The sequence below is a fragment of the Rhodococcus sp. T7 genome (assembly GCF_009872365.1).
Taxonomy (GTDB): Bacteria; Actinomycetota; Actinomycetes; order Mycobacteriales; family Mycobacteriaceae; genus Rhodococcus_F.
The window spans coordinates 1-26396 of record NZ_WXYH01000013.1 but is presented as its reverse complement, the minus strand read 5'-3'; the positions used below and the strand labels follow the sequence as shown (position 1 = coordinate 26396).

Below are 26396 nucleotides of genomic sequence, written 5' to 3'. Positions count from 1 at the left end.
ATCTGGGGCGGCATGTCCGAAACCGAACGCACCCGCCACACCCGACGCACCCGCCACGCCGCCCGACCCCCACGCGCGTGGGAGCGACGAACCCACTAACAGGACAGACGCTGCCGTGTGGCCGCGTCGTCGCTCTACTCGGGTAGGCGAAGGCCTTCGAGCTGCCCACTGGCCAGACCGGTTCGCCACCGACCGACAGGGGTAACCGGACCGCGTGAGCAGCAGACGCGGACTGCGCGTGGTGGTGATCGGCGGGACCGGCAACGTCGGGACCAGCGTGGTGTCCGCTCTCGGGGCCACCCCGGACGTAGAGACTGTATTGGCAGTCGCCCGCAGGCCCACCGCCTGGACCACCTCGAAGACCACCTTTGTCACTACCGACATCGCGACCGGTGACCTGCGCGCTGCTGTCCGTGGCGCGGACGCCGTGATCCATCTCGCCTGGTTGTTCCAGCCGACGAGAAAACCCGCCGTGACGTGGCGCAACAACGTGCTGGGCGCTATCGGCGTGTTCGACGCCGTCGCCGCCGAACGAGTACCCGCCCTGGTATATGCGTCGTCCGTGGCCGCTTACTCCCCGGGACCCTCCGACCGGGAAGTCAGCGAGAACTGGCCTACCCACGGGTGGCCCGGAGCCGCGTATCCCCGAGAGAAGGCCTATCTCGAACGTTGGCTCGACGCGTATGAGATCCGCAATCCCGCAGTCCGGGTGGTGCGGATGCGACCAGGGTTCATCTTCAAACGCGAGTCCGCGACCTCACAGCGCCGGCTGTTCGGCGGCCCATTCGTGCCGGGTTCGTTGGCCCGCCGCGCAGCTGTGCCCGCCGTGCCGCTACCGGACCAGCTCCGGGTACAGATCCTGCACACCGACGATGCCGCAGCCGCATACGTACAGGCCGTCCTCCGGCCGGTACACGGCGCATACAACCTCGCCACCGACCCTCCTGTCGATCGGCGGTTCCTGGCCGACTACTTCGGGGCACGCCCCGTGCGGATTCCCGCGGGGGCACTGCGTGCCACCGTCGCCGCCGCATGGCACACACGCCTTGTTCCAGCCACTCCGGGACTCGTCGACACGGTCCTGCATCTGCCCCTGATGGACAGCACCCGCGCACGGACCGAACTCGACTGGTCACCCGCCTACACCCCACACGACACCTTCACCGAATTCCTCGACGGCCTCCGGGCGGGAAGCGGCCTGCCCACCGCACCCCTGGCTGCAGACACCGCCCGACGCCGATGGCACGAAATCACTACCGGCGCCGGACGCACACCCTGAACACCGCTGTCCAGGTCGATGTTCGAAATAGGCGGTCCGAGCCCATCCGGGCCGTCGCATCGGTTAACCCAGTCCGTCCCTGGGCATTCGGACTGCATGGCTACCTATCGAGTACTCGATCCCACAGGCAACGTCGTCGAGACCAAGGACATCGAAAGCGCGGAAGATGCACACGCCTGGTTCGTCGACGTCCGTGCCGACAACAGCGAACTCGGCTGGCGGATGGAAGTCCAGCACACCGACGGCTGGTCGTTCTTCGACGACACCGAAGGCGCTCGCTAGGACGATCGGACGGCAGCGGACGAGCGGCAGGCTTGGGCCCGTGCCAGCCAGTCTATGGACGCGACCGGAACCGCAGTCCGACCGCGCACGGTGCTTGACTAACCCCTCCGGCGAGTCGTATCCCGGACTGCCAAATCTCGACCCGACGGGATACGGCCCGCTCCCTCCAGATTAAGTCGTTCCCGAACAGACCTCAATGGCCGATTCGATACGAGGTCACGCCGCGGCCCTCCGGGTCCCGATGCGCGCGAACTAGAGGAGTAGCACAACATATTCGTCGATCAGGCCGTCCGATGCTCGGCAGGCAACTCTAGTGAGCGCATGTCGTGTTGCAGCTTGATTCGACATCTGTCAATATCGACGCATGTCGAATCAGGATGGGCCGGACGGCGGCGAGTGCTGCTCGCCGCTCACGCGTGAACCACTGACCGAGGACTGGGCCGGCGACCTGGCCCGGATGTTCAAGGCCCTCGGCGATCCGGTGCGCCTTCGTTTGCTGAGCCTGATCGCCAGCCACGCCGGCGGCGAAGCCTGTGTCTGCGACATCTCCGCGTCGTTCGATCTGTCGCAGCCGACGATCTCGCACCACCTGAAGGTGCTCCGCGCCGCCGGGCTGCTGGACTGCGAACGCCGCGGCACCTGGGTGTACTACTGGGTGATCCCGTCGGCGTTGCAACAGCTGTCCGCCGTGCTGCTGACCGAGGGCGGCCCCGCCGTGCCGTCCCCCACCTGCGCCGAGACCCTCGCATGAGCGCCGCCCCGGCTACCGAGCACCCTGCCGTCGTCGGCAAACTCTCGGCCCTCGACCGATTCCTGCCGGTGTCGATCGGCGTCGCGATGATCGCAGGGCTGCTCCTGGGCAGGCTGATTCCCGGGCTCGGCGACACCCTGAGCGCCGTCGAGATCGACGGCATCTCGTTGCCGATCGCACTCGGACTGCTGGTCATGATGTACCCGGTGCTCGCGAAGGTCCGCTACGACCGTCTCGACACCGTCACCGGCGACCGCCGCTTGCTGATCGGTTCCCTGCTGCTGAACTGGGTCCTCGGCCCGGCGCTGATGTTCGCGCTGGCCTGGCTGCTGCTGCCGGACCTGCCGGAGTACCGCACCGGTCTGATCATCGTCGGCCTGGCCCGTTGCATCGCGATGGTGATCATCTGGAACGACCTGGCGTGCGGTGATCGGGAGGCCGCTGCCGTCCTGGTGGCGATCAACTCGGTGTTCCAGGTCGTCATGTTCGCCGCGCTCGGCTGGTTCTACCTGTCCGTGCTGCCCGGCTGGCTCGGTCTCGAACAGACCACCATCGACACCTCGCCGTGGCAGATCGCGAAGTCGGTACTGATCTTCCTGGGCATCCCTCTGCTCGCCGGCTACCTGACGCGCCGCTTCGGCGAGAGCGCCAAGGGCCGCGACTGGTACGAGTCGACATTCCTTCCGCGCATCGGCCCGTGGGCGCTGTACGGGTTGCTGTTCACCATCGTGATCCTCTTCGCCCTGCAGGGCGACCAGATCACCTCCCGGCCGTGGGACGTCGTCCGAATCGCGATCCCGCTGCTGGCGTACTTCGCGATCATGTGGGTCGGCGGCTACCTGCTCGGCGCCGTCATGGGTCTGGGCTACGAACGCACCACCACCCTGGCGTTCACCGCCGCAGGCAACAACTTCGAACTCGCCATCGCCGTGGCCATCGCCACCTACGGCGCCACCTCCGGGCAGGCCCTGGCCGGTGTCGTCGGACCGCTGATCGAGGTCCCCGTCCTCGTCGGCCTGGTCTACGTGGCCCTGGCGCTTCGCACGCGGTTCCGCGCGCAGCCCGCATCAGTCACGAAAAGCTCGCTCCCATGACCACACCCAGCGTGCTGTTCGTCTGCGTCCACAACGCAGGCCGCTCCCAGATGGCCGCCGGATTCCTCTCCCACCTCGCCGGTGATCGGATCGAGGTCCGCTCCGCCGGGACCGCCCCGGCCGACACTGTCAACTCCGCCGCCGTCGACGCGATGGCCGAGATCGGGATCGACATCTCCGGTCAGTCCCCGAAGATCCTCACGCCCGACACCGTCGAATGCTCCGACGTCGTCATCACCATGGGCTGCGGCGACACCTGCCCCGTCTTCCCCGGAATCAGCTACCGGGACTGGGCGCTCGACGATCCGGCAGGCAAGGGCGTCGACGCCGTGCGTCCGATTCGCGACGAGATCAAGGCGCGAGTCGAAGCCCTGATCGCCGAACTTGCACCCACCGCCTAGTTCGTTCCCTGAGATCGTATTCCGGTCAGATCGCGGTCTCCTGCGCCGACAGTGCCATCCGGGTTCCGTTGAACTCACCATCGGCGAACTCACCGAATTGCTCGAACACATCGAACGACTGTCGCCCACATCGGAATAGGTTGCCATCACGGTCTCGCCCACAGATTCTGTGTGCGCCAAACTGTTGTCGATCGGCTAGCGGCTCAGCAGTCTGACATCCGTGTACTGGTCTGATATCGGCGAGCTGATTGCGGAACGGCCCGGCCGATGCCCTCATTGTGGTCATCCCGCTACCTCTGCCGGAGGGTCGCGGTGGGTGGAGCGGTTTCTGCGCCTCCCGCCGTTACCTGCCCGGTGCGCCGAAATCATGATGATGGATCCGTACATCTGGCTCATCGGGTTCTGCCAGTGCCGGGACCACTTCCACGGCTCCTGAACGACAACTCCTGCGAGGTTCGACGCAGGCGGATCGCAACCCTTGGGCGTACGTCGATGCGAGCGATAACCTGCGCACCAGCCAACAAGCCGCGCCTCGGCCGGCCATTGCAACATTTGTGGACCCTCGAGGACGGATCTCCCATCATGCCGGCCAGAAACTCTTCGCCGCCCCGGCAAGTGCCGACCCTCGCGCGTGATGTCGGCGCCGGCCAACGAAGGGCAGTTCCGGCGATCGTGGATCGATGGTCGCGAGCAACGATGCCGTGGGCACCCTTCGCTATTTCTGCTTTCGGTCTCCTCGCCTGCATGCGGGAGGGCACATCCTTCGGTGTCGCCTTCTACCTTTTGCTGGGCGCACCGCACACCTACCGGGCACTCCTGATACTGCGTGAGAGCGTGACATCGGCACTCCACCGAGCAAGTGTTCGGATCCGTGAGAGTAAATCTCGCGCAGCAGGAATAGCAGCTACCGGATGAAGGTTGCGCCACATATGACCAAATCTGTTGTTGCGCAATCGTACGGAACACCCGAGGCCCTGGCCGTGGTCGATGTGGAGGTTCCGCCACCCGGATCGGGGGAGGTGCTCGTCGACGTCAAGGCGATCGGCGTCAATCCCTTCGACTACAAGCTCTACAGCGGCGCCTTCGGGAACGATCCCGACAAGCTGCCGGTCAAGGTCGGCGGCGAGGCCGCCGGCGTGGTCGCGGCCGTCGGCGCAGGAGTCACCGAGATCGCGGTGGGCGACGAGGTGATCGTCAGCCCCGGCAGCGGTCTCTACGCCGAGAAAGTGGTCGTGCCCGTCTCCGCACTCACCCCCAAGCCGGCCGGCCTCGGCTGGGAGCAGGCCGCCGGACTGCTGCTCGTGGGCGGCACCGCGGTCGACGCCCTGGACACCATCCGCGTCGGTTCCGGTGACACCGTCCTGATCCACGGCGCCTCCGGCGGCGTCGGCGCCCTCGCCGTGCAACTCGCCGTCGCCCGCGGCGCGACAGTCATCGGCACCGCGGGAGCGGCGAATCAGGACTACGTCCGGAACCTCGGAGCAACTCCCGTCCTCTACGGCGACGGCCTCGAGAAGCGGGTGCGGGAGGTCGCACCCCAGGGCATCGACGCGGCCCTCGACACCGCCGGAACCGACGAGGCCGTCGACGTGTCGTTGGCCCTGGTCAAGGACAAGACCCGGATCGTGACCATCGCCGCGTTCGGTCGGGCACAGGACGACGGCTTCGCGTCGGTCGGCGGCGGCGACCCGGCAAGCGCCGAAGCCCGGCTGAAGGCGCGCGCCGAACTGGTCGAGCAAGCCGGCGCCGGACATCTGACGGTCACCATCGCCAAGACGTTTCCCCTGACCGAGGCCGCGCAGGCCCACACCGAACTCGCGGAATCCCACCCTGCGGGGAAGTTCATCCTGATCCCGTAGGACGCGAGCGCCGTGCCCCTGCGCCGAGACTCGAATTGTCCGTCTTCAGCGCAGGGGTGCGGCGCGTAGAATTTGGCGGGTGCAGACCTGCCGCGAGCTGCTGCTCACCCGTCGCCGCACAGTCGACCTGTGTCGCGTCGGCGGTTGCTGTTGTCTCTGGCATCGTTGACCGTGGTCCTGCGCCATCTTTTGATTCGACCTGCGGCCACGTGCTGACTTCCTGCCTTTTCGGTGATCGACTCGATCGCGTTCCATCGCATTCCCTCGGCCATCCGACACATCCGTGGAGCACAGTCAATGTCCACCACAACCGCCGCCGCCGAACAGGTCGACGTCCGCGGTCCCCGGTTCGCCGCCTGGATCACCACGGCGGTTCTCGTTGCCGTCCTGCTCACAGCGTCCTTCTCGACCGTCGTCGCCGGGGTGATCCTGGCTGTTCAGGCCGCCGTGTTCGCCGTCGCCGCCGCCGTGGGACCGCGGCGCAGCCCCTACGGCCGGATCTTCGGAAAGCTGGTCGCCCCACACATCGGCCCGCCGACCGAGCGTGAACCAACCGCGCCGCTGCGCTTCGCCCAACTGGTCGGCTTCATCTTCTCAGCGGCCGGCCTACTCGGATTCGCGCTGAACGCGCCCGTCGTCGGTGCCGTCTTCACCGGCTTCGCATTGTTCGCGGCGTTCCTCAACGCGGCCTTCGGCATCTGCCTCGGCTGCCAGATCTATCCGCTCGTCGCCCGATTCCGACCGTCCACCTCCGCCGACCACCCGACCCCCAACGGAAAACCCCGTCAAATTCTCAGTGAAGGAAAGAACATGGCTCGCTCCGACGTCCTGGTCTCCACCGACTGGGCTCAGCAGAATCTGAAGGCCCCCAACATCGTGTTCGTCGAGGTCGACGAAGACGCGTCCGCCTACGACAGTGGCCACATCGAGGGCGCCATCAAGCTCGACTGGAAGAAGGATCTGCAGGATCGGGTCCGCCGCGACTTCCTCGACCGTGAGCAGTTCTCCGAACTGCTGTCGGCACGCGGCGTCGCCAACGACGACGAGGTCGTCCTCTACGGAGGCAACAACAACTGGTTCGCGGCGTACGCCTACTGGTACTTCAAGCTCTACGGCCACGACAACGTCAAGCTGCTCGACGGCGGCCGCAAGAAGTGGGAGCTCGAGCAACGCCCCCTCTCGGAGGACACCGTCACCCGCCCGTCCACCACCTACCGGGCGGCCGAGCCGGACCTGTCGATCCGCGCATTCCGCGACGAGGCCGTCGACGCGATCGGTGTGCTGAACCTGGTCGACGTCCGATCGCCCGACGAGTTCACGGGCAAGATCCTCGCGCCGGCGCACCTGCCGCAGGAGCAGAGCCAGCGTCCCGGCCACATCCCGGGCGCGCTCAACGTTCCGTGGAGCAAGGCCGCGAACGAGGACGGCACGTTCAAGTCCGACGAGGAACTCACCGCGATCTACGGCGAAGCCGGCCTCGACGGATCCCGGGACACCATCGCCTACTGCCGGATCGGTGAGCGCTCCAGCCACACCTGGTTCGTGCTCAAGGAACTGCTCGGACACAAGAATGTCAAGAACTACGACGGCAGCTGGACCGAATACGGCTCGCTCGTCGGTGTGCCGATCGAACTGGGCAAGTAGCGGAGCGCGGGAGCAAGCACATGAGCGCAGCACCAACGCAAACCCACACCATCCCCGCCGGCGTCGACCTCGGCAAGGAAACCGCCATCACCGGCAAGGTCGTCACGGGCGACGGAGAACCTGTCGGTGGAGCCTTCGTTCGACTCCTCGACGGCACAGGCACGTTCACCGCCGAGATCGTCGCCTCCGGTACCGGGGACTTCCGTTTCTTCGTCGCACCGGGCGACTGGACCGTGCGGGCCCTCTCACCGGTCGGCAACGGCACGGCCTCGGTGAAGCCCACGACCAGCGGCCTCCACACCGTGGACATCACCCTCACCGCATAGCATTTCGTCGCAGAACCCCTCGAGAACGGCGGCTCAAGAACCCTCGCTCTGCGATTCCACGACCCACGCCGCGATCTGCGCGCGCGAGTTGAATCCCAGTTTCGTGAGAAGGTGTTCCACGTGCCCCTGCGCGGTGCGGGGGGAGATGACCAGCCGGGCGGCGATCTCCTTGTTGGTCAGTCCCTCGGCGATGAGGGCGGCGACTTCACGTTCCCGCTTCGTCGGTTTCGGGGACGGACCGGCGGAGGTCGACGAGGGTAGAACCTGCTCGCCCAGTGCGTAAGCGACGGCTGCGTCGAAGCCGAGCGCTTCACCCTTGCGGTGGGCAGCGGTGAACGCCGGTTCGGTCATCGCGCTTCGCGTCAGACGTTCGCACTCGTCCTGGTACACGCTCAGTCCGGGCACCAGCACCGTCGAACTGCCCACCGACCGGGTGAGCGCCTCGGCGGCTCCCATCAATACGACTGCCCGTTCCATGTTCTGTTCCTCGGCGGCGATCCAGGCGAGTGCCTGCAGGCACACACTGGAATTGAGCCGGTCGTTCACCCGGCGGTCCACCTGGAGCGCCTGCCCGAGGAGCCGTACCGCCCGGGCCGTCTCCCCTTTCTGCCACACGGCGACGGCCAGCGCCCACAGCGAATACGACCGGTACACCGATTCGCCCTGCGCCTCGGTGATCGCGAGGATGCGTTCGTGGCATTCGACGGCACGTTCCGTGTCGTTCAACAGGTCGTAAATCATGCCGAGACCCACGACGGCGGCCACCTCGAAGACGTCGTTGCGCGCCGTGAACACATGTATGGCCTTCTCGAGATGCGTGCGCCCCTCTGGAAGGCGGCCCGCGAACAAGGCCGCGTATCCGATCGCGTAGTCGAGATGCGCGCGCACCTCCGGGTCGGGCGTCCGGGCGGCGAGCGCCCGCGCTTCCTCCGCCAGGGAGTCCGACACCGAAATGTCGCCCTGCACTCCGGCCAGCACGGCGGCGCTGTACAGAGCCTTGGCGCGATCGATCGTGGGCTCGGACGGCTGCCGGGCAAGGAAACGACCGAGCCACCGGCGCCCCTCGACGAACAGCCCCCGGGCCAGCCAGTACGGGTACAACGCGGCCGCGATCCGAACTCCGATGTCCGGGCTGTCGGACAGGCAGAAGTCCAGCGCTTCACGAATATTCGGCAGTTCCCGACCTAGTTTGGCGATCAACGGAAGTTGCCGGGAACTGATCCATTCGGATTCCGCTTCGACCGCGAGGCGGTCACACCAATCCCGGTGCCGACGGCGCAGTTCGGTGTACACGCCGCTCTCCTGCGCCTTGTCGCGCCCGTAGGCGCGCACGGTCTCGAGCATCCGGAATCGCACCGCGGTGCCCGACTCCTCTCTCGTCAGGATCGACTTGTCGACGAGAAAGGTCACCGTGTCGAGGAGGTCGTCCACGTCGGCATCGTCGCAGACCTGTTCCGCCGCCTCGAGTTCGAAACTGCCCGCGAACACGGACAGCTGCGCCCACATCCGTTGTTCCACAGGCGTGCACAGGTCGTAGCTCCAGTCGATACACATCCGCAGCGTCTGCTGCCGCGACGGCGCGTCCCGGCTGCCGCGAGTCAGCAGCAGGTAGCGATCGGTCAGGCGCTGCAGGATCTGGTCGGGAGTCATCGCACGCAGCCGTGCCGCCGCCAATTCGATCGGCAACGGCAACCCGTCCAGCCGCTGACAGATTCGGGCGATCGTGACCTTGTTGTCCTCGGTGAGTTCGAAGCCGGGGACGGCGGCGATACCGCGTTCGACGAACAGCGTGACCGCGTCGTTGCGGGGCAGCCCCTTGGGGAGATGGTCGGGGTCGGGAACGGGCAGCGGAGGGATCAGCAGCGCCACTTCCCCGCCGATGCCGAGCGGTTCGCGACTCGTCGCGAGGATCCGTAGTTGCGGGCACGCGCGAAGCAGGATTTCCGCGAGTTTCGCGGCCGCGGCCACCACCTGCTCGCAGTTGTCCAGCACGAGCAGCAGGTCCCGCGGAGCGAGGAACTCGACGAGCACCTCGTGGGGGTGTCGCGCCGACTGGTCACGCAGCCCCAGGGCGGTGACCACCACCCCGGCCAACAGCGAATCATCCAGCAGTTCACCCAGTTCCACCAGCGTCACACCGTTCGCGAAGTTCCGTTGCGCCTTGGTGGCCGCACGAATGGCGAGCCGGGTCTTCCCCACCCCGCCGATCCCGGTCAGCGTCACCAGCCGCGACGTCGACAGCAAATTCGTCGCCTCCGCAAGTTCCGTGCGGCGATCGACGAAGCTGGTCAGCTCCAGCGGAAGTCCGCCCGTCCGGCCCGAGTCCGCCGGCGATCCCGCGGGCCGGCGCCACGCGCCTTCTCCTCCGGAACCGGCGCGCGGTTCCGACGTGTTGCTTTGCACTGCAGCTGTTCCCGCATACATTGCCATCTCGTCGACCGGGAAGCCGTGACGCAGTTGCGCGTCGCGGAGTTGCCTGCCCAGTTCGACGGCGGACGGGCGGGCCCCGGGTTCGGACGACATGGCACGTTCGATGACCGCGCTGATGTCCTCGGATACGCCGTGCTCGCGCGGGTTCGGGACCGGCTCGGACGCGATCCGCAGGAACTGCGCCACCAGCTGTTCACCGCTGCGGCGTTCGAAGGCCGCGTGACCGGTGATCGCCGCGAACAAGGCGGCGCCGAGGCCGTAGACGTCGGCCGCGGGACTTGGAGCGTCGCCCGCCACGACCTCGGGGGCAGTGAACGCAGGCGACCCCGTCACGATGCCCGCGCTGGTCTCGAACCCGCCCGCGATGTGGGCGATGCCGAAGTCGGTGAGTGCGGGCTCCCCGTAATCGGTGATGAGGATGTTCGCCGGTTTGATGTCGCGATGCAGGATTCCGAGGCGATGGGCGGTCTCCAGGGCGCCGGCCATCTTCACCCCGAGCCGCAGCGCCTCGTCCACCGGAAGCGGTCCGTGGCGGCGGATCCGTTCGTCGAGCGACCCCTGCGCCTGGTACGGCATCACGATGTAGGGCCTGCCGTTCTCGGTGACGCCGGCGTGCAGAACGTTGACGATGTTGGGGTGACCGGTCAGCCGGCCGGCCGCACGCTGCTCCCGCAGGAACCGGGCGCGATTCTCTTCGTCGAGGTCGGCGGTGAGGACCTTGACCGCCACGGTGCGGTCGAGCGCAGTTTGGGTACAGCGGTACACGACCCCGAATCCGCCGCGGCCGATCTCCTGGGCGTCCTCGAATCCGGCCGTCGCCAACTCCGCCGTGACCGAACCGGACACGTCGCGCTGGGTGGCGAACGGATCGACGTCAGTCATCGACTACATCGATTCGTCCCATTCGAAACACGGTCGACGCATGCCACACTGCCCACCTCTCGACGTTGTACCCCAGGATATCGCCGTCCGCCCCCGCCGATGGCCGACTTGCGTTCTACCCGAGTGCGGGCGGGGACGCGGCGTTATAACCGGCCGGTCGGTTCGATCGGTGACCCTCCGGGTTTCCGCTACAACTGGACACTCGCCCAGTCGTTTTGGGGATCGACCCCGGTCGAATCGTTTCTCCCGCAGTGAATAGTCCCGCACAGATCGGGTAACCGACACCTACGCTGTTCCGCGGGCCCGGCGGCCCCCCGGACCAGCGAGGCCCCCTGACCGGTCACCCCTCGGCTGGAGGGCCACAGCCGCCCGCGGCCGGGGAGCCCCCCTCTTCCTCGCCTGCGGGCGGCACCATGCCGTGATATGCCTTCTCCCCACTCCGCCAACGGTAATGCTCTCGATCAGCTATGGCTGTGCAGCGGGGTTCCCGCGAGTGCGAGGTGCGCCTCGCCGAGCGCCTCGGCCTGGGTGGGGTGCGCGTGAACGAGTGCGGCGACCTCGTTCGGGTAAGCACCCCAGTTGACGATCAGTTGGGCCTCGCCGATGAGTTCACCCACGCGTTCTCCGACCATGTGGATACCGACGACCGGTCCCTCCGTGGCTCCGGCGCGGACAAGTTTGACGCCGCCGCCGGTTCCGAGGATCTGGCTTCGGCCGTTGCCGGCGAGGTCGTAGACGACGGTGGCGACGTCGCCGTGACGTTCGCGCGCCTGCGCTTCGGTGAGCCCGACCGACGCGACCTCGGGGTTCGAGTACGTCACCCGGGGAATTTCGCTGTCCTCCACGGAGGTCGGGTGCAGACCTGCGATCGTCTCGGCGACGAAAATGCCCTGCTGGAATCCGCGGTGCGCAAGTTGCGGTCCGGCGACGATGTCGCCGACCGCGTACACGTCCGGCTGCGAGGTGCGCAGGGAATCGTCGACCGTGACGAACCCGCGAGGGTCGACGTCGACGCCGTGCTCGGTGAGTCCGAGGCCGGCGGTGCGGGGTCCGCGGCCGACGGCGACGAGCAGCAGGTCGGCCTCGATCGTGTCACCCGACTCCACGGTGACGCTGACCGTGCGCTCGTCCTGAACGGCTTTCGCGAATCGGGTGCCGGTCATGACCGTGATGCCGCGCTTGCGCAGGGCCCGGGTGAGTTGCTTCGACGCCCATTCGTCCTCGGCGGCGATCAGCCGGGGCAGCGCCTCGACGATCGTGACGTCCGCGCCCAGGGATGCCCAGATGCCGGCGAACTCGACGCCGATGACACCGCCGCCGAGTACGACGACGCGACGCGGAAGTTCGGGGAACGTCAGGGCTTGGTCGCTGGTGAGGATTCGGCCGCCGATCTCGAGTCCGGGCAGACTCCGGACCTCCGATCCGGTCGCGAGGATCAGTGATCGGCCGGTGATCGTGCGGTCGCCGACGTGGACGGTGCGGCCGCCGCCGTAGCGGCCGGTGCCGTGGACCACCTCGATCCGGTGACTGCGGACCAGACCCTGCAGGCCCTTGTAGAGGCGTTCGACGATCGCGTTCTTGTACGCGTGGACGCCGTCGAGGTCGATCCCGTCGAGTGTCGCACCGATCCCGAGGGCCGACGCGTGCGCGACGGTGTCGGCGACCTCGGCGGCGTGCACGAGCGCCTTGGTGGGGATGCACCCGCGGTGCAGGCACGTGCCGCCGACCTTGTCCTCTTCGATCAGGGTGACGGACTTGCCCAGTTGCGCGGCACGGAAGGCACAGGCGTACCCGCCGGATCCACCGCCGAGGATCAGGACGTCCGGTTGGTCGAGCATGGGGAAACTCCCTGGGTCGGGCACGTCATGGGACGTGCAGGAAAGGTCGAAGTGGCCGGGTTTCAGCTCAGCGCGATCAGCGTCATCGGGTCAGCCAGGATCTGGCCGACGGCGGCGAGGAACCGCGAACCCTGCTCGCCGTCGACCAGTCGATGGTCGAACGACAGGCTCAGCGTCGTCACCGACCGCAACGCGATCTCGCCCCGGTATTCCCACGGCTGCCTGCGGATCGCCCCGAAGCACAGGATCGCCGCCTCGCCGGGGTTGAGGATGGGCGTGCCCGCATCGACGCCGAAAACACCGACGTTGGTGATCGTGATCGTGCCGTCGGCCAGGTCGGCCGGCCCGGTCTTCCCCTCCTTGGCGGTGGTCGTCAGATCCGACACGGCGATCGCGAGGTCGCGCAGACCGAGGGTGTGTGCGTTCTTGATGTTCGGCACCATGAGTCCGCGCGGGGTGGCGGCCGCGATGCCGAGGTTCACGGACCGTTTGACCACGATCTCCTGCGCGTCCTCGTCCCAGAACGAATTCAAAGTCGGGTTGGTGCGCAGCGCCACGAGCAGGGCCTTGGCCACCAGCGTCAGTGGTGTCAGGCGCACGTCGGTGAAGTGTTTCGTTTTACGAAGCTGAGCCAGCAGTTCGATGGTCGGGGTGACGTCGACCGTGACGAACTCGGTGACGTGCGGGGCGGTGAACGCGCTGCGGACCATCGCCGCGGCGGTGTGCTTGCGGACGCCCCTGATCGGGATGCGTTCCTCGTCGGTGTCGGGCGCGGCCGTCGGCGTCGGCACCGGGGTGGCGTCGCGATGGCGTTCGAGGTCGTTCCTGGTGACTTCACCGTGCACCCCGGTGGCGTCCACCTCGGTGAGGTCGACTCCGCGTTGCTTCGCGGCGAACCGCACGGGCGGCGACGCCAGCGGACGCGTCGGGTGCGGGGCGGGCACGTCGTCGACGCGCGCGGCCGTGGTGGTTGCGTGCCTCCGGCGGCGCCGACTGGACGAGTCCTCGGCCACGCCGTAGCCGACGAGGACCGGGGTCCGCTCGGCCGGGGGCGCGGGGTCCGCATTCGGTTCCTCGCCGGCGATCTCGACGTCGATGAACGGGCTGCCGACGTCGACGGTCGTCCCCTCCTCCGCGTGCAGCGCGACCACCGTTCCGGCGTACGGCGAGGGCAACTCCACGGAGGCCTTCGCCGTCTCGACCTCGGCGATGTTCTGGTTGAGCGTCACGGTGTCACCCACCGCGACCAGCCAGGTCAGCAGTTCGGCGTCGGTGAGGCCCTCGCCGAGGTCGGGCAGCAGGAATGTCTTGACAGTGGGCATGAGAACTCCTGGTGCTTACGCGGTGAAGATGCGGTCGACGGCGTCGAGGATGCGGTCGACGTCCGGCAGGAAGTGCTGTTCGAGTTTCGCCGGCGGGTAGGGGACGGTGAATCCGCCGACGCGGGCGACCGGGGCCTCGAGGTGGTAGAAGCAGCGCTCACCGATGCGGGCGGCGATCTCGGCGCCGATGCCGAGGAACACGGGCGCCTCATGGGTCACGACGAGGCGTCCGGTGCGCTGCACGGAGGCGGCGACGGTATCGACGTCGAGCGGGGAAATGGACCGCAGATCGATCACCTCGACCGACCGGCCCTCGCCGGCGGCGACCTTCGCCGCCTGCAGTGCCGTCGTCACGAGCGGCCCGTACGCGACGACGGTGACATCGCTGCCCGGGGCGACCACCCGGGCCTGGTGCAGTGGATTCGCCTCGGCGGCCGGGTCGATTTGCCCCTTCTCCCAGTATCGGCGCTTGGGTTCGAAGAAGAGCACCGGATCGTCCGACGCGATGGCCTGCTGAATCATCGTGTGCGCGTCGCCGGCGTTGCTGCAGGTCACCACGCGCAAACCCGCGGTCGCGGCGAAGTAACCCTCCGGGGATTCGGAGTGATGCTCGATGGCGCCGATGCCGCCGCCGTAGGGGACGCGGATGGTGATCGGCATCTTGACGTTGCCGCCGGTGCGGTAGTGCAATTTGGCGACCTGCGAGACGATCTGGTCGAAGCCGGGGTAGATGAACCCGTCGAACTGGATCTCGCACACCGGCCGGTAGCCGCGCATCGCGAGACCGACTGCGGTGCCGATGATCCCGGACTCGGCGAGCGGGGTGTCGATGACGCGGTTGGGACCGAAGTCCTTCTGCAGTCCGTCGGTGATGCGGAAGACACCGCCGAGTTTGCCGATGTCCTCACCCATGAGCACGACCTTCGGGTCGTTCTCGAGGGCGCGGCGCAACCCGGCGTTGAGGGCCTTGCCGAGCGGGAGCGTGGTCGGGGCGGCTGTGCTCATGCGTCGGTTCCTTCGAAACTGTCGAGGTAGGCGGCGAACTGACGCCGCTCTTCGTCGACGAGGGGATGGGGTTCGGCGTAGACGTTGTCGAACAACGACATCGGCTCGGGCTCGACGGTCTCGAGGCACCCGCGGCGCAGCGCGGCGGCGGTGTCGTCGGCGCGCTGCTGCACCGCGGCGAGGTAGGTGTCGTCGATTGCGCCCGCCGACTCGAGGAGGGCGCGGATGCGGTCGAGGGGGTCCTTGCGTTTCCATTCCTCGTCGAGCGCGGCCGGGCGGTACCGGGTCGGGTCGTCGGACGTGGTGTGCGGGCCCATCCGGTAGGTGACGGCCTCGATCAGGGTCGGTCCGCTGCCTTCCCGTGCCCGTTCGAGCGCGGCGCGGGTCACGGCGATGACGGCGAGGACGTCGTTGCCGTCGACGCGCACGCTGGGGACGCCGAAGCCGCGGCCCCGCGCGGCGATGCTCACCCGCGACTGCAGACTGACCGGTTCCGAGATCGCCCACTGGTTGTTCTGGCAGAAGAACACCACCGGCGCGTTGAAGCTCGCGGCGAACCCGAAGGCCTCGGAGATGTCGCCCTGGCTGGTCGCGCCGTCGCCGAAGTAGCTGATCGCGGCGCCGTCGGAGCCGTCGAACTGCATGCCCATCGCGTACCCGGTGGCGTGCAGCGCCTGCGCGCCGACGATGATCGCCGGGGTTGTCATGTTGTACTCGAACGGGTTCCAGCCCGAGTGCGTCGACCCCCGCCAGAACCGGAGCATGTGGGTGGGATCGACGTCGCGGCAATACGCCACCCCGTGTTCGCGGTAGCTGGCGAAGACGAAGTCTCCGGGATCGAGTGCGCGTGCCGACCCCACCTGCGCCGCCTCCTGCCCCAGCAGCGGCGCCCACAGCCCCAGCTCGCCCTGACGCTGCAGCGCGGTCGCCTCCGCGTCGATGCGCCGCACCACGACGAGGTCCTCGTACAGCGCGCGCACCGCGGCGACGTCCACGTCTTCGACGTACCGGGAGTAGTCGGGATGATCCACTCGCGCACCGGTTTCGGTGACCAGTTGCACCACATCGTCGTTGTCGAACACGAAAACCTCCGAAGGGGGATGGAACGGGAGGCACCGCCGCCCTTGCGTGACCGTTCCGGTCAGAATGATGCGTTCATGCAAACATCGGGATCCAGCATGCGCAAGTGTTGTCATTCAAATTAAGCACAATGCCCAACTCCAGGCATGGAGGGTGTGGGATACTGCGCTACATGACGAGACTCGATCGAACCGACGCCCGCCTGCTGCTCGCCCTGTGCGACGCACCCCGCGCAACCGGCGTCCAACTGGCCACCCTGCTGGGGATGGCGCGGAATACCGTGCAGGCACGAATGTCTCGCTGGGAGGAGCAGCGCGTGCTCGCACCCGTCGACCGATGTGTGTCACCCCGCGACCTGGGGTACCCCTTGCAGGCGTTCGTCACCGCGGTGGTCGACCAGCACCGCCTCGAGGACGTCATCGAACATCTGCGGGACATCGCCGAGGTCGTCGAGGTCGTCGGCATCTCCGGGGCGGCCGACCTGCATATCGGCGTGGTCGCCGTCGATGCCGACGACCTGTACCGCGTCGCCGGCCTCATCCTCGCCGTGCCCGGGATCGAGCGCACCACGGTGTCCGTCGCCATGCGCGACGCCATCCCCTACCGGACCCGCCCACTGCTCGAGCGGATCGCCGAGGAGCGCTGACCCCCCGGCGCCCGCTCAACGGCTCGCGGTCGCCACGCGGGTATCGGCGTCTTCGATACTGCGCGTGGTACTCACCCGAGATCTGAGGACGAGAACCAGTATCACGGCGACGAGCATGACCGCCCCCACGACCCACAGGCCGGCGCGGGAGTTCCCGGTGGCGTCGAACAGCCACCCGGTGACGTACGGGGCCCCGAAACCGCTCAGGTTGCCCACCGAGTTGACGACGGCGATGCCTGCCGCGGCGCCCGCACCGGTCAGGAATGTGTTGGGCAGGTACCAGAACACCGGCAGCGCGCAGAACACACCGACCGCGTTGACGGTGACCGCGATCATCGTCGTGAGCGGCGACTGCATGTACAAGGCGACGGGGATGGAGACGGCTCCGATCAGGGTGGGGACCGCGACGTGCCAGATCCGCTCACCCGTCCGGTCGGAGTGCCTGCTCCACAACACCATCGCGACGGCACCGACCGCGAACGGAACCGCGACGATCAACCCGGTGGTGAACAGCGAGAAATCGGTGGCGAACGTCTTCTTGAAACCGGCGACGATGCTGGGCAGGAAGAAGCTGAGCGAGTACAGCCCGTAGGTGATCCCGAAGTAGACGAGGCCCAGCATCCACACACGGGAATCCGTGAGTGCCCGTCGCACCGATCCAGTGATGTGGGAACCGGATTCCGAAGCCTCGGATTCGAGTTCACGCGTGAGCCACACCTTTTCGTCCTCATCCAGCCACTTGGCCTGCGACGGCCGATCCGTCAGGTAGAACCAGGTGACCACCGCGAGCAGGACGGCGGGAATCCCCTCGAACAGGAACATGACGCGCCAACCGGACAGTCCGAATATGCCGTCCCAGTATTGGATGACGGCGCTCGACAACGGTGCCCCGAGCGCCGACGATACCGGGAGCGCGAGGAGGAACAGGCCCATCAGCCGGACCCGATAGGCGCGGGGAAACCACAGGGTCAGGTAGAGCAGGACTCCCGGAAAGAAGCCCGCCTCGGCGATACCCAGCAGCATGCGCAGCCCGTACAGCGATCCGACATTGGGCACGTAGGCCATGGCCGCCGCGATGATTCCCCACGTGAGCATGATCCGGGCGATCCAGCGGCGTGCCCCGAACCTGTGCAGCGCGAGATTGCTCGGCACCTCGAACAGGAGATAGCCGATGAAGAACAACCCGGACGCCAGGCCGAACATGGTCTCGGTGAGTCCGAGTTCCGCGCTCATGGTCAGCTTCGCCAGCCCGATATTGGTCCGGTCGAGGTAGTTGACGAAATAGGCCAGGCCGAGGAATGGAATGAGCCGGCGAGCGACCTTCCGGACCACTCTCGCCTCGATCTCGGGTTTCTGCAGTACAGACGACATGAATGTCTCGGCTTTCTGGGGATCGGTCGCCCGAGCGGGCGAATGGAAAAGAATCGTCGGGCTCGGGCTCGGCCGACTGCGGCCACGCCGGTACGCCGCGTCTCACGGCTCGATTGCACGCCGTGCGCGTCGGAGAGTTCGTGCGAAAAGCGGTTTAGGAGAAGACCTTCCCGGGGTTCAAAATTCCGCGCGGGTCGAGGGCGTTCTTCACCGATCGGTGCATGTCCAGCACTACCGGATCGAGTTCCTGGGCAAGGCCTTCCATCTTCAGCAGACCGACGCCGTGTTCGCCGGTGACGGTGCCGCCGAGTGCGAGTGCGGCGTCGATGATCTCCGCGAACGCTGCCTGCGCGCGGGCGCGGGCGGGCTCGTCGTCGCGGGGGGTGATGAGGAGCGGGTGCAGGTTTCCGTCGCCGGCGTGTGCGATGTTCGCGATCGTGGTGTCGTGGGCGATGCCGATCTGTTCGATGCGTGCAAGCATTTCGGGGACAGCCCGTTTCGGCACGCACACGTCTTCGGTGAGGACCGGTCCGAGCCGCTCCATCGCCGGGTAGGCCAGGCGGCGCGCGGCGAACAGTGCATCCGCCTCCTCCTGGTCGGTGGATACGGCCGACCAGGTGGCTCCGGCCTCGTCGAAGCACGACAGCATTTTTTCCGCCTCTTGATCGCCGATGACGCCGGCGGTGTCGATGCGGCCGAGGAGGACGACGTTCGCCTCCACCGACAGTCCCATCTTCTTCCACGCGTCTACGGCGATGAGGCACTGCTTGTCCACCAACTCGAGCGCGGACGGAGTGAGTCCCGCCGCGGCCACCGCGCTGACGGCCCGCCCCGCGTCGACGATGGAGTCGAAGTAGCCGGCCACCGTGCGCTGCGGGTCCTGCAGCGGCCGCAACTTGACCGTGATTTCGGTGATGACGCCGAGTGTTCCCTCGGAGCCGACCATGAGACCCGCCAGGTCGTATCCGGCGACCCCCTTGGCGGTCTTGCGTCCGAGGCGCACGAGTTCACCGGTGCCGGTGACGATCTGCATGCCGAGCACGTAGTCGCGGGTGACGCCGTACTTGACACAGCACAGTCCGCCCGCGTTGGTGGCGACGTTCCCTCCGATCGTCGACCACGGCGCGCTGGCCGGGTCCGGCGGATACCAGAGTCCGTGTTCGGCGCACGCGGCACGCAGATGATCGTTCACCACGCCGGGTTCGACGACGGCGTATCGCTCGAGGGGGTCGATCTCCTTGATCGCGTTCATGCCCTCGAGCGCGAGGACGACGCAGCCTGCGGTCGCGTTCGCCCCGCCGGACAGACCGGTGCCGGCGCCCCGGGTGACGACGGCGGTGTCGTGCTCGAGGCAGGCGCGCACGACGGCCTGGACTTCGAGCGCTGTTCGGGGCCGGACGACGGCGAGCGGGGCGGCGTACGGCGCCCACTCCGCCTCGTCGTGCTGGTACCGGGCGACGACGTCGGGGTCGCGCACGACTCGATCCGCCGGAAGGGCTGCCAACAGAGCATCGATCAACATGACGAGAACCAGTCCTTTGCGGGCGAGAAGGTGATGGGTCAAACGTAGCTGTGATCTGGATCTCGGCCAATGTAGATTTCATCTATCGAATCGAGGAATCCATGGATGGGGACACCAGTGAGCACTGCCGATCGCGGCTGGATGGAACTGCTGCTCGACGACGCACCCCTCGACGAACTCGAGACGCTCCGACGCGCGCTGATCGACGACTCCGACCCGTCCGACCGGGCGACGGTCGAACGCGAAGCCAACGCCGCCCTGCGGCTGCGCGCACAGCTCGACCAGCGCCGACAGCGCAGCAGGGAACTGGCGGCGCTCAACGACATCGCGGTCCGGCTGACGACGGTCCGCGACGACCGGGCGCTGCTGCAGGAGGTGGTCGACCAGGCGCGGCAACTGCTCGGTGTGGATCTCGCCTACATGGGGTCGGTCTACGACGAGGAATTCGTCATCGAGGTCACCAGCGGGCACTGACCCCGAATCTCGTCGGCATCCGACTGTCACTCGACGAAGGACTCGTGGGCCTGATCGTCCGCCGGTCCGCACCGGAGTGGACGCCCGACTATCAGAGCGAACCGGCCTTCCGGCACATCACGGGCGCCGACAGCGCGGCGCGGTCGGAGAACATGCGCGGCCTGCTCGGGGTCCCCCTCCGCGTCGCCGACCGCGTCATCGGTGCGCTGTTCGCGTGCAAGCGTCAGGAGCGGGCGTTCACCGAAACCGAGATCGCGCTGTTGTCGGCGCTCGCGGCGCATGCGGCGATCGCGATCGAGAACGTGCGCTCGCTGGAACGCGACCGAGACACCGTCGCGCGGCTCGAAGCGGTGAATGCCGAATTGTCGCAGCGCACGAACGAACTCGAACAGATTCTGCAATGGGACCGGACGCTGACCCAGGTGGTGCTGCTCGGCGCGGGAGTGCAGCGCCTGGTGCAGGAGGTGGCGCAGCTCTCCCGGCAACCGGCATATTTCGTGCTGGACGAATCCGCCCTGCCGGTGGACCTGATGCCGCACGCCGACGACGTGGCGGCCGCGGTCCGCGAATTGCGCGCAGGCGGGAAGGACCATGTCGCACGGCACGGGGTGCTGGCGCAACGCGTCGCGGCGGCCGGGGAGATGCTCGGCGCCCTGCTGTCCCTGGGCGCGGAGCAGCCGACCACCCGTCTGCTGCTCGAACGGGCCGCACCGGCGATCGCGCTGTCGCTCGCCGAGGAACGCGCGGCCGGTGAGGCGACGCGTCGCGCGCGGGACGCGTTTCTCGTCGACCTGCTGACGCATCCGGCCGCTACCGAGCAGGACGAGCGCAGGCAACTGCGGCTGGCCGGGTTGAACCCCGACACGACGTACTGCATCGCGGTGGCGACCGCCGCCGGGCCGGACACGTCCATCCGCACCGCCCTGGAAACCTTGCCGCTCCCGTCGGGAACCGTTGCGGCGGAATACGGCTCCCGCGCACTCGCCGTCATACCGGCCAAGGACTCCGCGTCCGTCCAGTCAGTGTTCACCTCCGGGCCACTCGACGCGACGATCGGTATCGCGGAACCCGCGCGCGGTGCGAAGGCGCTCGCGCACGCCTACGTCGAAGCCCAGCAGACCGTCGACGTGCTCGACACCCTCGGACGCGCCGGGGAGGTCTCCTCGGCGCGCGGTCTGGGCATCTACCGGATCCTGCTGAGTCACATGGCGCGTGAGCACCTCGACGAACTGACCGAGGCCCAGCTGGGACCGTTGATGGCGGAGCAATCCAAACGTGGAGTGCCGCTGCTGGAAACGCTGTCGGAGTATCTGGCGCACGGTCGTCACCACTCGGCGACCGCGTCGAGCCTCGGCGTGCACGTCAACACCCTGTACCAGCGTCTCGACGCGATCGATCGGCTCCTCGGCCCGGACTGGCGGGACCCCGACAAGGCGCTCGACCTGCAGGTGCTGATGCGGTTACGGAGAACGGCGGACCTACTCGGCGCCCGAACTCGGTGACCCGGCTCAGGCGCTGATGCCGCCCGTGAGGATTGCGGCGAGTTCGGCGTAGGCGTGCGCGTCGTCGAGCCCGGTGCTGTCGCGGACCCCGCGTTGCTGGATGCGGACCATCATGGTGGCGGCGAGGTCGGCGGCGAACGCGGCATGCACGTCGCGGAAGTCTCCGGCGGCGACGCCCTCGGTGATCAACTCCTGGACCCGACCGGCCGCGAACCGCGTGTTCCGTTCGTAGACCTCCCGCGCTGGCGGGAACGCGTCGAGGTCGGCCATGAACTGGTCGGACGCGGCCGCGAGGGCGTTGCCGACGGCCGACAGGTACGCGGTGATCCGCTCGCGGGCCCCACCGATCTGTTCGATGCGCGACTCGACGTCCTCGGTCGCGCGGCGGAAGAAGTGCACCGTGGCGGCCCGGACCAGCTGCTCCTTGCTGCCGGCGAGGGTGTACAGCGTCGACTTCGAGCAGCGCAGCCGGTTCGCGATCTCGTCGAGGGTCAGGTGTGCGAACCCCTCGACCAGGAAGAGGTCGACGAGGGCGTCGAAGAGCTGGGTGCGCCGTCGGGTGGCGAAACCGGGTCGGGTGGGCTGCTCCATGACAGAAATAGTACTGGGAGGTGCCTTGCAGTACTATTTCGCAATCAGTACTCTGGGCCGTAATCCAGTACTGCTTTCCGTAGCCTTCTCGAGGAGAAACCGTGGCCGTCGATCGTTTGCTGCCTACTGACGAAGCCCGTGACCTGATCCAGCTCACGCGCGACGTCGCCGACAAGGTCCTGACGCCGATCGTCGACGAGCACGAGAAGTCGGAGACCTACCCCGAAGGCGTGTTCGCCACCCTCGGCGATGCCGGACTGCTGAGCCTGCCGTACCCCGAGGAGTGGGGCGGCGGCGCGCAGCCGTACGAGGTGTACCTGCAGGTGCTCGAGGAGATCGCCGCCCGCTGGGCCGCCGTGGCGGTGGCGGTCAGCGTCCACAGCCTCGCCTGCCACCCGCTGATGGCGTTCGGCACCGACGAGCAGAAGCAGCAGTGGCTTCCGGACATGCTCGGCGGCAACACCGTCGGTGCCTACAGCCTGTCCGAACCGCAGGCCGGATCCGACGCAGCCGCCCTGGCCTGCAAGGCCGCCGCGACCGACGGCGGGTACGTCGTCAACGGCGCGAAGGCCTGGATCACGCACGGCGGCATCGCCGATTTCTACAACCTCTTCGCCCGCACCGGTGAGGGCTCGAAGGGGATCTCCTGCTTCCTGGTCCCGAAGGACACCGAGGGACTCACGTTCGGCAAGCCCGAGGAGAAGATGGGCCTGCACGCCGTGCCGACCACGTCCGCGCACTACGACGACGCCTTCGTGCCCGCCGAACGGCGCATCGGCGCGGAGGGGCAGGGACTGCAGATCGCGTTCAGCGCACTGGATTCCGGCCGGCTGGGCATCGCCGCCGTCGCCGTCGGCCTTGCGCAGGCGGCCCTCGACGAGGCCGTGGCCTACGCCCAGGAACGGACCGCGTTCGGCAAGAAGATCATCGACCACCAGGGCCTCGGGTTCCTGCTCGCCGACATGGCCGCCGCCGTCGACTCGGCGCGCGCCACGTACATCGACGCCGCCCGCCGTCGCGACGCCGGCCTGCCGTACTCCCGCAACGCGTCCGTCGCCAAGCTCGTCGCCACCGACGCCGCCATGAAGGTCACCACCGACGCCGTGCAGGTCCTCGGCGGTTACGGCTACACCCGCGACTTCCGCGTCGAGCGGTACATGCGCGAGGCGAAGATCACCCAGATCTTCGAGGGCACCAACCAGATTCAGCGACTGGTCATCAGCCGCACCCTCGCCGCGAACTGACGAACCCACCCCCGAAAGGCCTTCCGCACATGACCACCTCCGTGATCGTCGCCGGCGCCCGCACCCCGATCGGCCGCCTGCAGGGCTCCCTCGCCGGATTCTCCGGCGCCGACCTCGGCGCCATCGCCATCGAGGGGGCGCTCGGCAAGGCCGGTGTCGCCCCGGACCGTGTCCAGTACGTCATCATGGGACAGGTCCTCACCGCCGGCGCCGGGCAGATGCCGGCCCGTCAGGCGGCCGCGAAGGCCGGCATCCCGATGAGCACGCCGTCGCTCAACATCAACAAGGTGTGCCTGTCGGGGGTCGAATCGATCATCCTCGCCGACCAGTTCATCCGGTCCGGCGCGTTCGACGTGATCGTCGCCGGCGGCATGGAGTCGATGAGCCAGGCCCCGCACCTGCTGCCCGGTTCACGCGGCGGTTTCAAGTACGGCGACGTCACCCTCGTCGACCACATGGCCCTCGACGGATTGCACGACGCATTCACCGACCAGCCGATGGGACTGCTCACCGAGGCAGGCAACGACAGGGACGTCATCGCCCGCGAGGACCAGGACGCGTTCGCCGCCCGCTCGCACCAACTCGCCGCGAAGGCGTGGGACAGCGGAGTCTTCGACGACGAGGTCGTCCCCGTCGAGATCCCCGCACGCAGGGGTGAGAGCACCTGGCTGCGCCGCGACGAAGGCATCCGGCCGGACACCACCGCCGAAACCCTGGCGCGGCTGCGGGGTGCGTTCCGTGACGGCGGCACGGTGACCGCGGGCAACGCGTCGACGATCAACGACGGCGCCTGCGCCGTGGTGGTGATGAGCAAGGAGCGTGCCGAGGCGGAAGGCCTGACCTGGCTGGCCGAGATCGGCGAGCACGGGATGGTCGCCGGGCCGGATTCGGGACTGCAGTTCCAGCCGTCCGGGGCGATCGCGAAAGCCTGTGAGGCAGCCGGTATCTCACCGACCGCACTGGATCTGATCGAGATCAACGAGGCGTTCGCCGCGGTCGGGATCGCGTCCACCCGCGAACTCGGCGTCGACCCCGAACGCGTCAACGTCAACGGCGGCGCCATCGCCCTCGGGCACCCCATCGGAATGTCCGGCGCCCGGATCACGCTGCACCTCGCCCTCGAATTGCAGCGCCGCAGCGGCGGCACCGGCGCGGTCGCGCTCTGCGGCGGTGGCGGACAGGGCGACGCCCTGATCCTGCGCGTCCCCTGACCTCGCACCGCGGCCACATGACTCAGCGCGGCTCCGTCGACGCGATCCGCACCGCGAGAAGGAGATTGACGACGTCTTCCACCCGACGGAGGTCCTTGCCGGTGCGCTCGGCGATCCGCCCCAGCCGGTAGTACATCGTGTTCACGTGAATCTGTAGCGCGGAGGCGGCTTCCTTCGCGTTCATGTCGTGGGCGACATACGCCGTCAGGGTCTCGATGTAGATCGCGCCCGCCGACAGGTCTTCGGCGATGAACGCACGCAGCTGGGGCTCGACGAGTCGGCGCGCGGTCGGGTCCGCGCGCCGCACCAGATAGTCCAGCGGCGAGAGATCGTCGAAGATCTGGACCTCGCGCCGGCCTGCCAGGTGGTCGCAAGCGACCTGTGCCTCCAGCAACGCCTCGGCCGTCTGGTCGAACCCGAGGTGCGCCGAGCTGATGCCGATCGACACCGCGGTCCGGGTGGTCCCGAGCTCGGTGGCGGCGCGAGTGACCTTCTGCGACAGGGCGCCGGGGCTGAATCGTTCGACCGGGACGAGTCCGACGAGTTCCTGCCGCCACGGCACCAACATCCCCGACAGATGCCGCGAGAGCACCCTGCGTGCGTCGAGGATCGGATCCGCGTCGTCCGCCTCCGAACTCGCCCGGCAGACGATGACGACGAACCCGGCGCCGTCCTCGAGACCGGCTCGGCGCATCGCCTCCAGGCGGACCGGTACGGCGGGCACGTTCCCCACGAGCAGATCCTCGAGACAGTCGAGTGCGATGCGCTCCTGGTCGGCCACCAGATATTGCTGCGCCTGCAGGTAGGTGGTCGCGGCGGCGGAGCAGCCCGCCTCGATCGTGCGCATGAGGTGCTCGACGAGACTCAGCGCCGTTTCCTGCTGGCCCTCCGTCGATCGGACGAATTCGAGAACATACGACCAGAGGACGATCTGCCCGATGCGGAACGCGTGAAGGAAGTCGATCAGGGAGATGCCGTGCGCAACGCGCTCCGAGGCATGCCCGGAGGTGAACGCGAAATCGTCGAGGCGCGGATTCCTTTGTTCGATGACGCTGGTCGTGAACACCCCGAAGACGCCGATGACGTGGGCGACCACGTCGTCGTACAGTCCGGTGGCGCGGTAGGACGGCAGTTCCGCCCAGATCGCGTCGGTGGCGGCTCGCGCGATCTCCGGATGGCGGTCGTGCACCCACTTCGCGAGATCGATCGCCGCGTCGTCGAACGGCCGCGTCGCGCCGTGTGCTGTGGTCATCCCCACGACCTCCGATACTGTCCACACGCTGTGGCCAGGCTACAGCCCGAATTCGGACCTTCGACACATTCCCACCAGGGGACTGTGGGCCGACCACAAACATCTTCGGTGCCGCACCACGATGAAGTGATGGCTGTCACGGCCTATGGTTGCCCGGACGACCCACGAGGCTCGCCGCCATTCGCGCGTGGGAGCCCGCCGCAATCTTCGAGGGAGTGACCCACGTGAGCTTCAAGAGCCCGTTTCCGGACGTCGAGATCCCGAACCTCAGTGTCTACGATTTCCTGTTCGGTCAGCTCGACCCGGCCGACGGGGAGCGGCCCGCCTTGATCGACGGCGCCTCGGGTGCGGTCACCACCTACCAGGCCCTGGTGGCGCAGATCGGCGGGG

At 67.8% G+C, this 26396-nt stretch carries 20 protein-coding genes and 3 pseudogenes; 14 read left to right on the top strand and 9 right to left on the bottom strand.

Going from position 1 to position 26396, the window contains the following annotated elements:
• Positions 1 to 214 precede the first annotated feature (214 nt).
• The 9 genes and pseudogenes from MLGJGCBP_RS02085 to MLGJGCBP_RS02050 all read left to right on the top strand — a co-directional run bounded on the left by MLGJGCBP_RS02085 (position 215) and on the right by MLGJGCBP_RS02050 (position 7636).
• Positions 215 to 1279, top strand: coding sequence for an NAD-dependent epimerase/dehydratase family protein (locus tag MLGJGCBP_RS02085; RefSeq protein ID WP_160093867.1), 1065 nt, complete (start codon positions 215 to 217; stop codon positions 1277 to 1279).
• Between the two features lie 96 nt (positions 1280 to 1375).
• Entirely contained in the window at positions 1376 to 1561 is a 186-nt protein-coding gene (locus tag MLGJGCBP_RS02080) for a hypothetical protein (RefSeq protein WP_087556033.1), read from the top strand.
• Between the two features lie 364 nt (positions 1562 to 1925).
• Positions 1926 to 2312, top strand: a complete 387-nt coding sequence (locus MLGJGCBP_RS02075; RefSeq protein ID WP_087556032.1) for an ArsR/SmtB family transcription factor — start codon at positions 1926 to 1928, stop codon at positions 2310 to 2312.
• The gene (gene arsB, locus MLGJGCBP_RS02070; protein WP_160093866.1) at positions 2309 to 3406 is read left to right on the top strand and encodes an ACR3 family arsenite efflux transporter; all 1098 of its coding nucleotides are present in this window, start codon (positions 2309 to 2311) and stop codon (positions 3404 to 3406) included. Before MLGJGCBP_RS02075 ends, arsB begins: the two co-directional genes overlap by 4 nt.
• On the top strand, positions 3403 to 3807 hold the full coding sequence (locus tag MLGJGCBP_RS02065) for an arsenate reductase ArsC (protein ID WP_160093865.1): 405 nt from the start codon (positions 3403 to 3405) through the stop codon (positions 3805 to 3807). The genes arsB and MLGJGCBP_RS02065 overlap by 4 nt, the downstream gene beginning before the upstream one ends.
• Before the next feature lie 929 nt (positions 3808 to 4736).
• Positions 4737 to 5666, top strand: coding sequence for an NADP-dependent oxidoreductase (locus MLGJGCBP_RS02060; protein WP_160093864.1), 930 nt, complete (start codon positions 4737 to 4739; stop codon positions 5664 to 5666).
• 297 nt (positions 5667 to 5963) lie between these two features.
• Positions 5964 to 6389: pseudogene (locus tag MLGJGCBP_RS51340) on the top strand (DUF4395 domain-containing protein); the annotation flags it as partial.
• 87 nt (positions 6390 to 6476) lie between these two features.
• Entirely contained in the window at positions 6477 to 7310 is an 834-nt protein-coding gene (locus MLGJGCBP_RS51335; protein WP_236580876.1) for a sulfurtransferase, read from the top strand.
• Positions 7311 to 7330: 20 nt separating this feature from the next.
• Complete coding sequence (locus MLGJGCBP_RS02050; protein ID WP_087555683.1) at positions 7331 to 7636, top strand: DUF1416 domain-containing protein; 306 nt, start codon at positions 7331 to 7333, stop codon at positions 7634 to 7636.
• Positions 7637 to 7669: 33 nt separating this feature from the next.
• Here the strand turns inward: MLGJGCBP_RS02050 and MLGJGCBP_RS02045 are convergent, their stop codons facing one another.
• The 5 genes from MLGJGCBP_RS02045 to pdhA all read right to left on the bottom strand — a co-directional run bounded on the left by MLGJGCBP_RS02045 (position 7670) and on the right by pdhA (position 16195).
• Positions 7670 to 10948 carry a protein kinase domain-containing protein gene (locus tag MLGJGCBP_RS02045; RefSeq protein ID WP_160093862.1) on the bottom strand — a complete coding sequence of 1093 codons (3279 nt, stop codon included), beginning with the start codon at positions 10946 to 10948 and terminating at the stop codon, positions 7670 to 7672.
• 461 nt (positions 10949 to 11409) lie between these two features.
• Positions 11410 to 12786, bottom strand: coding sequence for a dihydrolipoyl dehydrogenase (lpdA, locus tag MLGJGCBP_RS02040; RefSeq protein ID WP_160093861.1), 1377 nt, complete (start codon positions 12784 to 12786; stop codon positions 11410 to 11412).
• A gap of 62 nt (positions 12787 to 12848) precedes the next feature.
• Positions 12849 to 14108, bottom strand: a complete 1260-nt coding sequence (locus MLGJGCBP_RS02035) for a dihydrolipoamide acetyltransferase family protein (RefSeq protein WP_160093860.1) — start codon at positions 14106 to 14108, stop codon at positions 12849 to 12851.
• A 15-nt stretch (positions 14109 to 14123) separates the two neighbouring features.
• The gene (locus MLGJGCBP_RS02030; protein WP_087555678.1) at positions 14124 to 15113 is read right to left on the bottom strand and encodes an alpha-ketoacid dehydrogenase subunit beta; all 990 of its coding nucleotides are present in this window, start codon (positions 15111 to 15113) and stop codon (positions 14124 to 14126) included.
• Positions 15110 to 16195 (bottom strand): pyruvate dehydrogenase (acetyl-transferring) E1 component subunit alpha, encoded by a 1086-nt coding sequence (gene pdhA / locus MLGJGCBP_RS02025; protein ID WP_160093859.1) that lies wholly within the window; start codon positions 16193 to 16195, stop codon positions 15110 to 15112. Before pdhA ends, MLGJGCBP_RS02030 begins: the two co-directional genes overlap by 4 nt.
• 170 nt (positions 16196 to 16365) lie before the next feature.
• On the opposite strand from pdhA, the gene MLGJGCBP_RS02020 reads away from it, so the two are divergent.
• Positions 16366 to 16839 (top strand): Lrp/AsnC family transcriptional regulator, encoded by a 474-nt coding sequence (locus MLGJGCBP_RS02020; protein ID WP_072946680.1) that lies wholly within the window; start codon positions 16366 to 16368, stop codon positions 16837 to 16839.
• A gap of 15 nt (positions 16840 to 16854) precedes the next feature.
• On the opposite strand, the gene MLGJGCBP_RS02015 is transcribed toward MLGJGCBP_RS02020, so the two are convergent.
• Positions 16855 to 18210, bottom strand: a complete 1356-nt coding sequence (locus MLGJGCBP_RS02015) for an MFS transporter (RefSeq protein WP_160093858.1) — start codon at positions 18208 to 18210, stop codon at positions 16855 to 16857.
• 154 nt (positions 18211 to 18364) lie between these two features.
• A complete protein-coding gene (locus MLGJGCBP_RS02010; RefSeq protein WP_087555982.1) occupies positions 18365 to 19732 on the bottom strand; it encodes an FAD-binding oxidoreductase in 1368 nt (455 codons plus the stop codon).
• Positions 19733 to 19837: 105 nt separating this feature from the next.
• On the opposite strand from MLGJGCBP_RS02010, the pseudogene MLGJGCBP_RS02005 reads away from it, so the two are divergent.
• Positions 19838 to 21708: pseudogene (locus MLGJGCBP_RS02005) on the top strand (helix-turn-helix domain-containing protein).
• 6 nt (positions 21709 to 21714) lie between these two features.
• Here MLGJGCBP_RS02005 and MLGJGCBP_RS02000 read toward each other — a convergent pair.
• Positions 21715 to 22299 (bottom strand): TetR/AcrR family transcriptional regulator, encoded by a 585-nt coding sequence (locus tag MLGJGCBP_RS02000; RefSeq protein WP_087555674.1) that lies wholly within the window; start codon positions 22297 to 22299, stop codon positions 21715 to 21717.
• Between the two features lie 101 nt (positions 22300 to 22400).
• Between MLGJGCBP_RS02000 and MLGJGCBP_RS01995 the strand changes: the two genes are divergently transcribed.
• Complete coding sequence (locus MLGJGCBP_RS01995; RefSeq protein ID WP_160093857.1) at positions 22401 to 23543, top strand: acyl-CoA dehydrogenase family protein; 1143 nt, start codon at positions 22401 to 22403, stop codon at positions 23541 to 23543.
• 29 nt (positions 23544 to 23572) lie between these two features.
• Positions 23573 to 24754 carry an acetyl-CoA C-acetyltransferase gene (locus MLGJGCBP_RS01990; RefSeq protein ID WP_160093856.1) on the top strand — a complete coding sequence of 394 codons (1182 nt, stop codon included), beginning with the start codon at positions 23573 to 23575 and terminating at the stop codon, positions 24752 to 24754.
• 22 nt (positions 24755 to 24776) lie between these two features.
• On the opposite strand, the gene MLGJGCBP_RS01985 is transcribed toward MLGJGCBP_RS01990, so the two are convergent.
• Positions 24777 to 26006, bottom strand: a complete 1230-nt coding sequence (locus MLGJGCBP_RS01985; RefSeq protein ID WP_160093855.1) for a PucR family transcriptional regulator — start codon at positions 26004 to 26006, stop codon at positions 24777 to 24779.
• A gap of 224 nt (positions 26007 to 26230) precedes the next feature.
• On the opposite strand from MLGJGCBP_RS01985, the pseudogene MLGJGCBP_RS01980 reads away from it, so the two are divergent.
• A pseudogene (locus MLGJGCBP_RS01980) lies at positions 26231 to 26396 on the top strand (4-coumarate--CoA ligase family protein); the annotation flags it as partial.

Bases quoted from the DNA above. Each gene is read 5' to 3' on its own strand.
- MLGJGCBP_RS02045 (WP_160093862.1), bottom strand. From the start codon at position 10,948: ATGACTGACGTCGATCCGTTCGCCACCCAGCGCGACGTGTCCGGTTCG.
- MLGJGCBP_RS02030 (WP_087555678.1), bottom strand. From the start codon at position 15,113: ATGAGCACAGCCGCCCCGACCACGCTCCCGCTCGGCAAGGCCCTCAAC.
- MLGJGCBP_RS02020 (WP_072946680.1), top strand. From the start codon at position 16,366: ATGACGAGACTCGATCGAACCGACGCCCGCCTGCTGCTCGCCCTGTGC.
- MLGJGCBP_RS01990 (WP_160093856.1), top strand. From the start codon at position 23,573: ATGACCACCTCCGTGATCGTCGCCGGCGCCCGCACCCCGATCGGCCGC.
- MLGJGCBP_RS02010 (WP_087555982.1), bottom strand. From the start codon at position 19,732: ATGTTGATCGATGCTCTGTTGGCAGCCCTTCCGGCGGATCGAGTCGTG.
- MLGJGCBP_RS02000 (WP_087555674.1), bottom strand. From the start codon at position 22,299: ATGGAGCAGCCCACCCGACCCGGTTTCGCCACCCGACGGCGCACCCAG.
- lpdA (WP_160093861.1), bottom strand. From the start codon at position 12,786: ATGCTCGACCAACCGGACGTCCTGATCCTCGGCGGTGGATCCGGCGGG.
- MLGJGCBP_RS01985 (WP_160093855.1), bottom strand. From the start codon at position 26,006: ATGACCACAGCACACGGCGCGACGCGGCCGTTCGACGACGCGGCGATC.
- MLGJGCBP_RS02060 (WP_160093864.1), top strand. From the start codon at position 4,737: ATGACCAAATCTGTTGTTGCGCAATCGTACGGAACACCCGAGGCCCTG.
- MLGJGCBP_RS02015 (WP_160093858.1), bottom strand. From the start codon at position 18,210: ATGTCGTCTGTACTGCAGAAACCCGAGATCGAGGCGAGAGTGGTCCGG.
- MLGJGCBP_RS02080 (WP_087556033.1), top strand. From the start codon at position 1,376: ATGGCTACCTATCGAGTACTCGATCCCACAGGCAACGTCGTCGAGACC.
- MLGJGCBP_RS51335 (WP_236580876.1), top strand. From the start codon at position 6,477: ATGGCTCGCTCCGACGTCCTGGTCTCCACCGACTGGGCTCAGCAGAAT.
- MLGJGCBP_RS02035 (WP_160093860.1), bottom strand. From the start codon at position 14,108: ATGCCCACTGTCAAGACATTCCTGCTGCCCGACCTCGGCGAGGGCCTC.
- MLGJGCBP_RS02065 (WP_160093865.1), top strand. From the start codon at position 3,403: ATGACCACACCCAGCGTGCTGTTCGTCTGCGTCCACAACGCAGGCCGC.
- MLGJGCBP_RS02075 (WP_087556032.1), top strand. From the start codon at position 1,926: ATGTCGAATCAGGATGGGCCGGACGGCGGCGAGTGCTGCTCGCCGCTC.
- MLGJGCBP_RS02050 (WP_087555683.1), top strand. From the start codon at position 7,331: ATGAGCGCAGCACCAACGCAAACCCACACCATCCCCGCCGGCGTCGAC.
- arsB (WP_160093866.1), top strand. From the start codon at position 2,309: ATGAGCGCCGCCCCGGCTACCGAGCACCCTGCCGTCGTCGGCAAACTC.